The 13477-nt window shown below is 64.3% G+C and carries 6 protein-coding genes and 1 tRNA gene; 3 read left to right on the top strand and 4 right to left on the bottom strand.

Translation table 11 applies throughout. The features are described from left to right. Positions 1–21: 21 nt before the first annotated feature. Positions 22–95, top strand: a tRNA-Gly gene (locus FHY04_RS10720). 95 nt (positions 96–190) lie between these two features. Here the strand turns inward: FHY04_RS10720 and FHY04_RS10715 are convergent. Next, on the bottom strand, positions 191–1813 hold the full coding sequence (locus FHY04_RS10715) for an OFA family MFS transporter (RefSeq protein ID WP_198527021.1): 1623 nt from the start codon (positions 1811–1813) through the stop codon (positions 191–193). Between the two features lie 123 nt (positions 1814–1936). Continuing rightward, complete coding sequence (locus tag FHY04_RS10710; RefSeq protein ID WP_183936380.1) at positions 1937–2611, bottom strand: fumarylacetoacetate hydrolase family protein; 675 nt, start codon at positions 2609–2611, stop codon at positions 1937–1939. Between the two features lie 141 nt (positions 2612–2752). Here FHY04_RS10710 and FHY04_RS10705 point away from each other — a divergent pair, with 141 nt between their 5' ends. Next, the gene (locus tag FHY04_RS10705; protein ID WP_183936379.1) at positions 2753–3844 is read left to right on the top strand and encodes a catalase family protein; all 1092 of its coding nucleotides are present in this window, start codon (positions 2753–2755) and stop codon (positions 3842–3844) included. Between the two features lies 1 nt (position 3845). Next, on the top strand, positions 3846–4610 hold the full coding sequence (locus FHY04_RS10700; protein ID WP_183936378.1) for a metallophosphoesterase: 765 nt from the start codon (positions 3846–3848) through the stop codon (positions 4608–4610). A gap of 112 nt (positions 4611–4722) precedes the next feature. On the opposite strand, the gene rpoC is transcribed toward FHY04_RS10700, so the two are convergent. Together rpoC and rpoB are read right to left on the bottom strand one after the other, a co-directional pair. Continuing rightward, complete coding sequence (gene rpoC / locus FHY04_RS10695) at positions 4723–9009, bottom strand: DNA-directed RNA polymerase subunit beta' (protein WP_183936377.1); 4287 nt, start codon at positions 9007–9009, stop codon at positions 4723–4725. Between the two features lie 199 nt (positions 9010–9208). Then, positions 9209–13390 carry a DNA-directed RNA polymerase subunit beta gene (rpoB, locus tag FHY04_RS10690; protein WP_031393738.1) on the bottom strand — a complete coding sequence of 1394 codons (4182 nt, stop codon included), beginning with the start codon at positions 13388–13390 and terminating at the stop codon, positions 9209–9211. Between the last annotated feature and the right edge of the window lie 87 nt (positions 13391–13477).

Below are 13477 nucleotides of genomic sequence, written 5' to 3'. Positions count from 1 at the left end.
GCACGGACGCGCGGTCGATATGCGGGTGTAGCTCAATGGTAGAGCTTTTGCTTCCCAAGCAAGTGACGAGGGTTCGATTCCCTTCACCCGCTCCACGCCGACACCGTCGGTGCCAGCGCAAATCCTTTTCCACGCCGACCACCGGGTCGCGATCGCCTGTCCAGCGATGCGACCGCGGTGTCGCGTTCGGTCACTTGATCAGGATGACCGCCTTCGACAGCGTCATGTAGATCCCCCAGAGGATCGGCACGCCGACCGCCAGCCAGGCGAGGATGACGGTCGACCGCGATCCACCGCCATGCTGTGCGGTGGTGGTGGCCGTCGTGGCGTCGATGGCAGTCGTCGAAGCCACGCCCTCGGTAACCGGCATGTGGAAGCGGCTTGCCACCGGCTTGACGAACAGGTTGGCGACGAAGCCGACCACGAGCATCGCCGCGAGCATCAGGAAGATCGGCTGATAGACCTGATCGCGTGGGATCCCCGCGGCAATCCGGCCGTCGCGCATGTTGGCGACGAGCAGCGGCCCGACAACGCCCGCGGTCGACCAGGCGGTCAGCAGCCGGCCGTGGATCGCGCCGACGAACTTGGTCCCGAATATGTCCGCCAGATAGGCGGGCACGGTCGCGAAGCCGCCGCCATAGGTCGAGGCGAGGATGCAGAAGACGAGGATGAAGAGACCGAGGCTGCTGCCAGCGAGTGCGGGGGCGGCGATACCATAGAGGACAGCGCTGATCGCCAGGATTACCGCGTAGAGCGGCTTGCGCCCCAGCCGGTCGGAGAACCACGCCCAGAAGAAGCGGCCGCCGATGTTGAACAGGCTGATCGCGCCGACGAACCCGGCACCGACCGCCGCCGCGGCGACCTTCTGACTGTCGCTGAATGCGGTGAAGAGCACGCCCGGCGCATCGATCAGGCGACCGCCAAAGATCTCCTGAAGCATTGGCGAGGCGACGCCGATGATGCCGATCGACGCGGAGACGTTGAGCAGCAGGACGATCCAGATGAGCCAGAATTGCGGCGTCTTGTGCGCATCCTTCAGATCGACGTTGAACCGGCTGATCGTTGCCTTGGCATCGGTCGGCGGGGTCCAGCCGGCGGGCTTCCAGCCCTCGGCAGGCACGCGGTAGCCGAGCGCGCCGGCCATCATGAACACGAAATAGATGACTGCGAGGACGAGGAACGTTTGCCAGACGCCGACGCCGGTCGGGCCGGAGAAGTGCTTCATCAAGGAGTTGGCGAGCGGGCTGCCGATCATCGCGCCGCCGCCAAAGCCCATGATCGCCATGCCCGTCGCCATGCCGCGCCGGTCGGGAAACCATTTGATCAGCGTCGAGACGGGCGAGATATAGCCGAGACCCAGACCGATGCCGCCGATCACGCCCGAACCGAGCCAGATAAGCCACAATTGGTGCATCGACACGCCGATCGCGCCGATCCCCATCCCGCCGCACCAGCAGAACGCGGCGACGACGCCGGCCTTGCGCGGACCGGCGCGTTCGAGCCAGCCGCCCCAGATCGCCGCGGCGGCGCCGAGGACGACGAAGAAGAGGGTGTAGGTCCAGACGAGGTCGCTGACCCGCCAGTCGCAGGTCGTGGTCGTCAGCGCCTGGGCCAGCGTCATGCTTTCGCAGACCACCGGATCGGTGATCCCGATCGCGCGCGACAGCGGCAGCCAGAACACGCTGAAGCCATAGGCCATGCCGATGCACAGATGGATGGCGAGCGCGCAGGGCGGCACCAGCCAGCGATCAAAGCCCGGCCCTGCTACCGTCCGTGCCCGGTCGAGCAGCCCGCCGGTTGATCCATCCGCCATCATCATCCCCTTTTTATGAAGGGGATGCATGCGGGCGGGCGGCGACAAAGGAAAGCCGACTAAGGTCGGGGACGACTATATTTATACAAAAACATCGTCCCCGCCACGTCGATCAGGGGTCGATCAGGCGTCGAACAGGATCTCGAGCGGCTCGAGATCGGTGATCGTCGCGCGGACCTGTACCCCGGGCAGGATCGGCCCGACGCCCGCGGGGGTGCCGGTGAAGATCAGATCGCCGGGGGCGAGTTCGACCTGACGCGACAGCGCGGCGATGACTTCGGCGACGGACCAGATCATCATTGACAGGTCGCCCGACTGGCGCGGTTCGCCGTCGATCGTGAGTGTGATCGCCCCCGTAGCGGGCGGCGCGCCGGGGGTGAGCGCGCCGATCGGGGCGGACCGGTCGAACCCCTTGGCCATGTCCCATGGCCGCCCGACCGCCTTGGCCGCCGCCTGCAGGTCGCGCCGCGTCAGGTCGATACCGACCGCATGACCGAAGATCTTCGCCGTCGCCTCCGCCGCATCGATGTCCCGCCCGCCCGCGCCCAGCGCGACGACCAGCTCGACCTCGTGATGCAGATCCTGCGTCATGCTCGGATAGGGCAGGGTGCCGCCTCCGGGCACGACGGCATCGGCTGGCTTGGAGAAGAAAAAGGGCTGCTGCCGATCGGGATCCGACCCCATTTCGCGCGCGTGGTCGGCGTAATTCTGCCCGACGCAGAAGATCCTGCGGACCGGAAACCGCGCCGCGGATCCGACGATCGCGATCGTGGGGGCGGTGACGACGGGAATCTGCATCGGTTTCTCCTTCGATGGGCGCCGACCGCGTGGACCGGGGCGCGGCGCTTTGCAACAGCGTGCGGGATCGTACCGATCGCCCGTGCAGTGGGAACGTCGCGGAGTTCGGCGGGTTTGGATCGGAAACGACAGGAGATCCGCATGTCCACCCAGCCCGTACGATTCGCCCCTTCGGTCGAGACCATCGCCGACGACGAGGCCGAGACGCTGGCGTCGCTCAAGGACAGCTTTCGCGAGATCCTTGAGACCACGTCGCAGGATTATGCGCATGCCGTGCGCGCGGTTCATGCCAAGGCACATGGCATCGCGCGCGGCACGCTGACGATCGCCGACGGCCTGCCCGAAACGCTGGCGCAAGGCATTTTTGCGCAGCCGGGGCGTCATGAGGCGGTGCTGCGCATCTCGACGAACGCGGGCGACATTCTCGATGACAGCGTCAGCCTGCCGCGGGGCGTCGCGCTGAAGATCCTCGACGTCCAGGGCGATCGCCTGCCGGGTTCGGAAGGCGAGACGACGCAGGACTTCATCATGGTCAACGCGCCGGTCTTCGCAGCCCCCGATCCCAAGGCCTTTTCGAAGAACCTCAAGCTGCTCGCCAAGACGACCGACCGGTTCGACGGTGTGAAGAAGGCGATGTCGGCGACCTTCCGCGTCGTCGAATCCGCACTGGAAGCGGTCGGGGCGGAGTCCGCGACGCTGAAGACACTCGGCGGCGCAAAACCCGTCCACCCGCTCGGCGAGACCTATTTCTCGCAGACGCCGCTGCGCTACGGCGATTATATCGCCAAGGTCGCGCTGTTCCCGGTCTCACCCGCGCTGACGCGCCTGACCGGCGATACGGTCGACATCACCGCACGCCCCGATGCGCTGCGCGAGGTCGTGCGCGAGGAGCTGATCGAGCATGGCGGTGTCTGGGAACTGCGCGTCCAGCTGAACACCGATCTCGACGCGATGCCGATCGAGGACGCGACCGTCGAATGGGATCAGCAGGGAAGCCCGTTCGTCACGGTCGCCACGCTCGAGGTGGCGCCGCAAATCTCCTGGGAGCATGGCGTGACCGATCATACCGACGATGCGCTGGCGTACAGCGTGTGGCACGGCGTGGTCGACCATCAGCCGCTGGGCGGCGTCAATCGCGTCCGCAAGGAGACCTATGAGCTCTCGGCGGGATTCCGCGGGACGTTCAACGGGTGTCCGATGCACCAGCCCAAGACGCTGGCCGAACTTGCCTGACATGTCAGATGTTTCAGGACGCTCGCACACGCTGTTTCACGTCAGCGACGTTCATTTCGGGGCGGAGGATCCGGCAGCGCTCGCCTGGTTTTCCGCCTGTGTCGAGGCCGAGCGGCCCGACGCGGTGATCATGACCGGCGATCTGACGATGCGCGCCACGAAGGAGGAGTTCCAGCGTGGCGGCGACTGGTTGCGCAGCCTCGGCGTGCCCGTCACGCTCGAGGTCGGCAATCACGACATCCCCTATTACTGGGATCCGTTCCGCCGGTTCTTCTCGCCCTATCAGCGTTATGCCGCGGTCGAGTCGATGATCGAGAAGCCCCTGGAATTGCCCGGGATCACGATCGTCCCGCTCAAGACGACGGCCCGCGCGCAGTGGCGCTGGAACTGGTCGAAGGGGCGTGTCAGCCCGGGGTCGCTGTCGCGCGCGCTGGCGATGATCGAGGATGTGCCGAAGGATCACCTGGTCTTCGTCGCGGCGCATCATCCGCTGATCGAAGGCGGCACGACCGGGACAGCGAAGACCCGCCATGGCGACAGCGCATTGACCGCACTGGCCGATGCGGGAGCGCATGCCGTGCTGTCAGGTCATGTCCACGATCCCTTCGACATTCCCGTCGAACGCCGCGGCCGGGAGATCCGCATGATCGGTGCCGGCACCCTGTCCAAGCGGACGCGCGGCAGTCCGCCCGCATTCAACGAATTACGCGTCACCGGCCAGCAGCTCCGGACGATCCCGCGAACTATGGGTGACGACACCGGCTGACCCGCCAGGGCGCGCGGTTCGACCAGTCCACCCCGCCAGTCGCCTGAAACGAAAAAGGCCGCCGCCCGGATATCCGGACGGCGGCCTTTTCACTGGCGTCTGATGAGCCCGATTACTCGGGCTTGTTCAGATACTCGCCGGCATCCGCATCGGTGCCGGTGCCCGAGGTCACGACTTCGCCAAGCGCATCGTCCCCCGTGCCGCCGGAATCGCGCGGCGAGCGGGCGAGTTCGGCGTCATGCTCTTCCTTCGCCGACTTCGGCGCGATGATCGAGGCTTCGGCCATCTTGCGCTGGGCGACGCGCATCGAGGCGTCACGGCTGTTCGCCACGACCCGCAGGCGGTTGAGACCTGCGCCGGTGCCTGCCGGGATGAGCCGGCCGACGATCACGTTCTCCTTCAGACCCATCAGCATGTCCTGCTTACCCTGGACCGCGGCCTCGGTGAGAACGCGGGTGGTCTCCTGGAACGATGCCGCCGAGATGAAGCTGCGGGTCTGCAGCGACGCCTTGGTGATACCGAGCAGGATGGGCTTGCCCTGTGCACGGGTCTGCTTCTTGTCGAGCTTCTCGTTGGTCGCGTCCATTTCCTCGCGATCGACCTGCTCGCCCTTCAGCAGCGTGGTGTCGCCGCCATCGGTGATCTCGACCTTCTGCAGCATCTGACGAACGATCGTCTCGATGTGCTTGTCGTTGATCTTCACGCCCTGGAGACGATAGACCTCCTGGATTTCCGACACGAGATACTCGGCGAGGGGCTCGATACCCATTGTCTCGAGGATGTCATGCGGATCGGGCGAGCCGCCGATCAGGTTGTCGCCGCGCTTGACGTAATCGCCTTCCTGCACGTCAATGACCTTCGACTTCGGCACCAGATACTCGACGACGTCGCCGCCATCCTCGGGCTGGATGCCGATCTTGCGCTTCGCCTTGTAATCCTTGCCGAACACGACGCGGCCCGAGATCTTGGCGATGATCGCCGAGTCCTTGGGGATACGCGCCTCGAACAGCTCGGCAACGCGCGGCAGACCACCGGTGATGTCGCGCGTCTTGGCGCTCTCGCGGCTGACGCGGGCCACGACGTCGCCGCCGAACACCTGTGCGCCATCCTCGACCGACAAGGTCGCACCGATCGCCAGCATGTAGCGGCCGGTCTCGCCCGACGTCTCGTCGAGCAGGGTCATGCGCGGACGCAGATCCTCCTTCGACTTGGTCGCCGCACGATATTCGATCACGACGCGCTGGGCGATGCCCGTGGCTTCGTCGGTCTGCTCGGTGAGCGTCTTGCCCTCGATCAGGTCGACATACTTGATCGTGCCCGGGTTCTCCGTGATCACCGGCATGGTGAACGGATCCCACTCGGCCATCCGGTCGCCGCGCGACACGATGTGACCATCGTCGAACAGCACATATGCGCCGTAAGGGATACGATCGACCGAGAGCTCGCGGCCGTCCATGTCGACGATCGCGATTTCACCCGAGCGGCTGAGCACCACGCGACGGCCACGCTGGTCGACGATGATACGCAGATCGCGGAACTGCACCGTACCGTCGGCATGCGCCTCGAGGTTCGACGTCTCGTTGAGCTGCGCTGCACCACCGATGTGGAACGTACGCATGGTCAGCTGCGTGCCCGGCTCACCGATCGACTGCGCGGCAATGACGCCGACAGCTTCACCGATGTTCACCGGCGTACCGCGGGCGAGATCGCGCCCGTAGCACTTGCCGCAGACGCCGATCTTCGACTCGCAGACCAGCGGGCTGCGGATCTTGCACGACTGCGTGCCGAGGCCTTCGATCGTCGTGATCATCGGCTCGTCGAGCAGCGTGCCCGACGGGATGATGACCCTGCCGGTCTTCGGATCGGTGATGTCCTCCGCGGTCGTACGACCGAGGATGCGCTCGCCGAGGCTTGCGATCGTCGAACCACCCTGAAGGATCGCCTTCATTTCGAGTGCGCGCGTCGTGCCGCAATCGGGTTCGATGATGACGCAATCCTGCGACACGTCGACCAGACGACGCGTGAGGTACCCCGAGTTCGCCGTCTTCAACGCCGTATCCGCGAGGCCCTTACGAGCGCCGTGGGTCGAGTTGAAGTATTCAAGGACGGTCAGACCTTCCTTGAAGTTCGAGATGATCGGCGTCTCGATGATCTCGCCCGACGGCTTGGCCATCAGGCCACGCATACCGGCAAGCTGCTTGATCTGCGCCTGCGAACCACGAGCACCCGAATGGGCCATCATGTAGATCGAGTTGATCGGCTTTTCACGGCCGGTATCCGTATCGACCTTCACCGCACGGATCTCGTCCATCATGGCGTTCGCGACCTGGTCACCGCAACGGCTCCAGGCGTCGATCACCTTGTTGTACTTCTCCTGCTGCGTGATCAGACCATCCTGATACTGCTGCTCGAAGTCCTTCACGAGCGCCTTGGTATCATCGACCAGACCGACCTTCGCGTCCGGAATGATCATGTCGTCCTTGCCGAACGAGATGCCGGCGCGGAAGGCGTGACGGAAGCCGAGCGTCATGATCGCATCGGCGAACAGCACGGTCTCCTTCTGGCCGGTGTGACGATAGACCTCGTCGATCACGTCGCCCACGTCCTTCTTGGTGAGCAGGCGGTTGACGGTGTCGAACGGCACCTTGTGGCTATGCGGCAGGCACTCGCCAAGCAGCATGCGGCCCGGCGTCGTCTCGTAGCGCTTGAGATACTGCTTGCCGTTCTCATCGGTCTGCGGAACGCGGCTGATGATCTTGCTGTGCAGCGTCACGGCCTGGGCGTTCAGTGCCTGATGCACTTCGGCCATGTCACCGAGCAGCATGCCCTGGCCCGGCTCGTTCTCCTTCATCATCGACAGATAATAGAGACCCAGCACCATGTCCTGCGACGGCACGATGATCGGCTTGCCGTTGGCGGGCGACAGGATGTTGTTCGTCGACATCATCAGGACGCGCGCTTCCAGCTGCGCTTCGAGCGACAGCGGGACGTGGACGGCCATCTGATCGCCATCGAAATCGGCGTTGAACGCGGAGCAGACCAGCGGGTGAAGCTGGATCGCCTTGCCCTCGATCAGCACCGGCTCGAACGCCTGGATGCCCAGACGGTGAAGCGTCGGCGCACGGTTCAGCATGACCGGATGCTCGCGGATCACCTCGTCCAGGATGTCCCAGACTTCCTTGCGCTCCTTCTCGACCCACTTCTTCGCCTGCTTCAGCGTCATGCTGAGGCCCTTGGCGTCGAGGCGTGCGTAGATGAACGGCTTGAACAGCTCGAGCGCCATCTTCTTCGGCAGGCCGCACTGGTGCAGTTTCAGCTCAGGCCCGGTCACGATGACCGAACGACCCGAGTAATCGACGCGCTTGCCCAGAAGATTCTGGCGGAAGCGGCCCTGCTTGCCCTTGAGCATGTCGGACAGCGACTTGAGCGGACGCTTGTTGGCGCCCGTGATCGTGCGACCGCGGCGACCATTGTCGAACAATGCGTCGACGGCCTCCTGCAGCATGCGCTTCTCGTTGCGGACGATGATGTCCGGCGCGCGGAGCTCCATCAGGCGCTTCAGGCGGTTGTTGCGGTTGATCACGCGGCGATACAGATCGTTCAGATCCGACGTCGCGAAACGACCACCGTCCAGCGGCACCAGCGGGCGCAGCTCGGGCGGGATGACCGGAACGACCTCGAGGATCATCCATTCGGGGCGGTTGCCCGAATCGATGAAGCTCTCGACGACCTTCAGCCGCTTGATGATCTTCTTGGGCTTCAGCTCGGACTTGGTGACCGCGAGCTCTTCGAGCAGTGTGGTACGCTCACCCTCGAGATCGAGCGACTCCAGCATGATGCGGACCGCCTCGGCACCGATGCCGGCCGAGAACGCGTCCTCGCCATACTGGTCCTGCGCGTCGAGGAGCTCGTCCTCGGTCATCAGCTGGTACTTCTCGAGCGGGGTCAGGCCCGGCTCGATGACGATGTACGCCTCGAAGTACAGCACGCGCTCGAGCTGCTTGAGCTGCATGTCGAGCAGCAGGCCGATGCGCGACGGCAGCGACTTCAGGAACCAGATGTGCGCGACCGGGGCGGCGAGCTCGATATGGCCCATGCGCTCGCGGCGAACCTTCGAGACGGTAACCTCGACGCCGCACTTCTCGCAGACGATGCCCTTGTACTTCATGCGCTTGTACTTGCCGCACAGGCACTCGTAATCCTTGATCGGACCGAAGATGCGCGCGCAGAACAGGCCGTCACGCTCGGGCTTGAACGTGCGATAGTTGATGGTCTCGGGCTTCTTGATCTCGCCGAACGACCAGCTGCGGATCTTGTCCGGCGATGCGATGCCGATCTGGATCTGGTCGAACGTCTCGGCCTTGGCGACCGGATTGGCGAAGGGGGTCATTTCGTTCATATATTGATCCTTCCAACTCCCCTCCCGCGAGCGGGAGGGGAAGGGGCCCAAGCTCTTGCTTGGGAAGGGGTGGGCACCCGGTTCGATCTTGGCGCTCCATCACCGGCCGGGAGCCCACCCCCGGCCCCTCCCGGAAGGGCCCCATCAAAGTATTACTTTGATGGGAACCCGTCGCGGGAGGGGAGCTAGTTCAACCGCGTTACTCCGCCGCGATCTGGATGCCGTCGCTGTCGAAGCCGGGCTCCGACTGCTTCAGGTCCACATTCAGGCCCAGCGAGCGCATTTCCTTGACGAGCACGTTGAAGCTCTCCGGAATGCCCGCCTCGAACGTGTCGTCACCCTTGACGATCGCCTCGTAGACCTTGGTGCGGCCGACCACGTCGTCCGACTTCACCGTGAGCATTTCCTGCAAGGTGTACGCCGCCCCGTAGGCCTGGAGTGCCCAGACCTCCATCTCGCCGAAGCGCTGACCACCGAACTGCGCCTTACCACCCAGCGGCTGCTGCGTGACGAGCGAGTATGGCCCGATCGACCGTGCGTGGATCTTGTCGTCGACCAGATGGTGGAGCTTGAGCATGTAGATGTACCCAACCGTCACCTTGCGATCGAACTTGTCGCCGGTACGTCCGTCGAACAGGTCCGACTGGCCCGACGGGTCGAGACCCGCCAGCTCCAGCATCGCCGACACGTCCGCCTCGCGCGCACCATCGAACACCGGCGTCGCCATCGGCACGCCGCCCTTCAGGTTCTTGGCCAGCTCGATGATCTCGTCACCCGAACGGGCGTCGATCTCTTCGTGATACTGCTCGCCATAGACCGTCTTGAGACGATCGCGGACCGCCTCCGGCATCGCACCGGCCTTGGCCTCCGGATTCTCCTCGCGCCAGGTTTCGAGCGCGTGGGTGATCTGCTGACCCAGACCGCGTGCGGCCCAGCCCAGATGCGTCTCGAAGATCTGCCCGACGTTCATGCGCGACGGCACGCCCAGCGGGTTGAGCACGATATCGACCGGCGTCCCGTCGGCGAGGAACGGCATGTCCTCCGCCGGCAGGATGCGGCTGATGACGCCCTTGTTCCCGTGACGGCCGGCCATCTTGTCGCCCGGCTGCAGCTTGCGCTTCACCGCGACGAATACCTTTACCATCTTCAGCACGCCCGGCGACAGCTCGTCACCACGCTCCAGCTTCTCGCGACGATCGTGGAACTTGTCGGTGATCAGCTTGGCGGCATCGTCATACTGGATCTTGACCGCTTCCAGATCGCTCTGGATCTTGTCGTCGGCGACCGCGAACTTCCACCACTCGTGGCGGTCGACGCTGTCGAGCAGATCCATGTCGATCACGACGCCCTTCTTGACGCCCTTGGGCGCCGAGGTGGCCGTCTGGTCGAGCAGCATCTCGCGAAGACGCGACCAGGTCGCACGGTTCAGGATCGAACGCTCGTCGTCCGAATCCTTCTTCAGACGCTCGATCTCCTCGCGCTCGATCGCCATCGCGCGCTCGTCCTTGTCGATGCCGTGACGGTTGAAGACGCGAACGTCGACGACCGTACCCGACACGCCCGGCGGCAGGCGAAGCGAGGTGTCGCGCACGTCGCTGGCCTTCTCGCCGAAGATCGCGCGGAGAAGCTTCTCCTCCGGCGTCATCGGCGATTCACCCTTCGGCGTGATCTTGCCCGCGAGAATGTCGCCCGGCTCGACCTCTGCACCGATGTAGACGATGCCCGCTTCGTCGAGGTTGCGAAGCGCTTCCTCGCCGACGTTCGGGATGTCACGCGTGATGTCCTCAGGCCCGAGCTTCGTGTCGCGGGCCATCACCTCGAACTCGTCGATATGGATCGACGTGAACACGTCGTCCTTCACGATCCGCTCGGAGATCAGGATCGAATCCTCGTAGTTGTAGCCGTTCCACGGCATGAACGCGACGAGGCTGTTGCGACCCAGCGCCAGCTCGCCGAACTCGGTCGACGGGCCGTCGGCAAGCACGTCGCCGGCACGGACCACATCGCCCACCTTCACCAGCGGACGCTGGTTGATGCAGGTCGACTGGTTCGAGCGCTGGAACTTCATCAGCGTGTAGATGTCGACGCCCGACTTGCCGGCATCGATCTCGCCGGTTGCACGGATCACGATACGCGCCGCGTCGACCTGATCGACGATGCCCGCACGCTTTGCCGAGATGGCGGCGCCAGAGTCACGCGCAACCGTCTCTTCCATGCCGGTGCCGACGAACGGCGCCTCGGCCTGGACGAGCGGCACGGCCTGACGCTGCATGTTCGAGCCCATCAGCGCGCGGTTGGCGTCATCGTTTTCCAGGAACGGAATGAGCGAAGCCGCAACCGAGACGAGCTGCTTGGGGCTGACGTCCATCAGCGTGATGTTGTCGGGCAGCGCCATCAGGAATTCGCCCGCCTGACGCGACGAGACGAGTTCCTCGGTGAAGCCGCCATCACCGGTCAGATCGGCGTTAGCCTGCGCGATCGTGTGCTTGGCCTCTTCCATCGCCGACAGGTACACGACGTCGTCGGTCACCTTGTGGTCGACGACCTTGCGGTACGGAGTCTCGATGAAGCCGTACTTATTCACCCGCGAGAAGCTGGCGAGCGAGTTGATCAGACCGATGTTCGGGCCTTCCGGCGTCTCGATCGGGCAGATGCGGCCGTAATGCGTCGGGTGAACGTCGCGGACTTCGAAGCCTGCGCGCTCGCGCGTCAGACCACCTGGTCCAAGTGCCGACACGCGACGCTTGTGGGTAACTTCCGACAGCGGGTTGGTCTGATCCATGAACTGCGACAGCTGCGACGAGCCGAAGAACTCGCGGACCGCGGCAACCGCAGGCTTCGCGTTGATCAGGTCGTTCGGCATGACGGTCGAGACGTCGACCGACGACATGCGCTCCTTCACGGCGCGCTCCATGCGGAGCAGGCCGACGCGATACTGGTTCTCGAGCAGCTCGCCGACCGAACGGACACGACGGTTACCGAGGTTGTCGATATCGTCGATTTCGCCCTTGCCATCCTTGAGGTTCACGAGCGTCTTGATGACCTCGAGAATGTCCTCGGTACGCAGCGTCGTGACGGTGTCCTCGACGTCGAGGTCGAGACGCATGTTGAGCTTCACGCGGCCCACGGCCGACAGGTCGTAGCGATCCGGATCGAAGAACAGACCCGAGAACAATGCCTCGGCGGTCTCCAGCGTCGGCGGCTCGCCGGGGCGCATCACGCGGTAGATGTCGGACAGCGCCTGCTCGCGCTCTTCGGCCTTGTCGACCTTGAGCGTGTTGCGGATCCACGGACCCGTCGCGACGTGATCGATGTCGAGCAGGTCGAGACGCTCGATGCCTGCCTGGTCGAGCAGTTCGAGGTTCTCGGCGGTCACTTCGTCACCGGCTTCGATGTAGATGCGGCCGGTCGACTCGTCGATCAGATCGTATGCCGAATAGCGGCCGAAGATTTCCTCGGTCGGAATCAGCAGGTCGGTGAGACCGTCCTTGAACGCCTTGTTCGCGGCGCGCGGGGAGATCTTCTGGCCGTTCGGGAACACGACTTCGCCGGTCTTCGCATCGACGATGTCGAACATCGGCTTCTGGCCACGCCAGTTCTCGACCTGGAACGGAACGATCCAGCCACCCTGGCCGCGGACGAACGTCACGCGGTTGTAGAAGTAGTTGAGGATCTCTTCCGACGTCATGCCGAGCGCGTAGAGCAGCGCCGTGACGGGCAGCTTGCGCTTGCGATCGATGCGGACGTTGACGATGTCCTTCGCGTCGAACTCGAAATCGAGCCACGAGCCGCGATACGGGATCACGCGGGCAGCGAACAGATACTTGCCCGATGCGTGCGTCTTGCCGCGATCGTGATCGAACAGGACGCCCGGCGAACGGTGCATCTGGCTGACGATCACGCGCTCGGTGCCGTTGATAAAGAAGGTGCCGTTCTCGGTCATGAGCGGCATGTCGCCCATGTACACGTCCTGCTCCTTGATATCGATGACCGACTTGGCCTCGGTATCGGGATCGACCTCGAACGCGGTCAGACGCAGCGTGACGCGCATCGGCGCGGCATAGGTGATCCCGCGCTGGCGGCATTCCTCGACGTCGAACTTCGGCGGCTCAAGGACGTAATCGTCGAAATCGAGATAGGCCGTGCCCGCGAAATCCTGGATCGGGAACACGCTGCGCAGCGTCTTCTCGAGGCCCGAGACATGGCCGATCGACTTGTCGGAGCGCAGGAACTGCTCGTAGCTCTCGCGCTGGACCTCGATCAGGTTCGGCATCTGCACGACTTCGTGGATGTTGCCGAAGACCTTGCGGATGCGACGCTTTGCGGTGCCGCCGTCACGACGCTGCTTGGCAGCGCCCTCGTTGATCGCCTTGGAAGCCATAGGTTATTTGCCCTCAATAAACTGACGGGTCAGCCGTAATTTCGTGCCCGGGAACCCCCGGACGGGGCGTGCAGTAACGCAAAAAGG

This window comes from Sphingomonas sp. BK481, from assembly GCF_014194875.1.
Classification (GTDB): Bacteria; Pseudomonadota; Alphaproteobacteria; order Sphingomonadales; family Sphingomonadaceae; genus Sphingomonas; species Sphingomonas aerolata.
The sequence above is the reverse complement of the archived record's forward strand: the minus strand, read 5'-3'. Positions and strand labels throughout refer to the sequence as shown.

Bases quoted from the DNA above. Each gene is read 5' to 3' on its own strand.
- FHY04_RS10715 (WP_198527021.1), bottom strand. From the start codon at position 1,813: ATGGCGGATGGATCAACCGGCGGGCTGCTCGACCGGGCACGGACGGTA.
- FHY04_RS10710 (WP_183936380.1), bottom strand. From the start codon at position 2,611: ATGCAGATTCCCGTCGTCACCGCCCCCACGATCGCGATCGTCGGATCC.
- FHY04_RS10705 (WP_183936379.1), top strand. From the start codon at position 2,753: ATGTCCACCCAGCCCGTACGATTCGCCCCTTCGGTCGAGACCATCGCC.
- FHY04_RS10700 (WP_183936378.1), top strand. From the start codon at position 3,846: ATGTCAGATGTTTCAGGACGCTCGCACACGCTGTTTCACGTCAGCGAC.
- rpoC (WP_183936377.1), bottom strand. From the start codon at position 9,009: ATGAACGAAATGACCCCCTTCGCCAATCCGGTCGCCAAGGCCGAGACG.
- rpoB (WP_031393738.1), bottom strand. From the start codon at position 13,390: ATGGCTTCCAAGGCGATCAACGAGGGCGCTGCCAAGCAGCGTCGTGAC.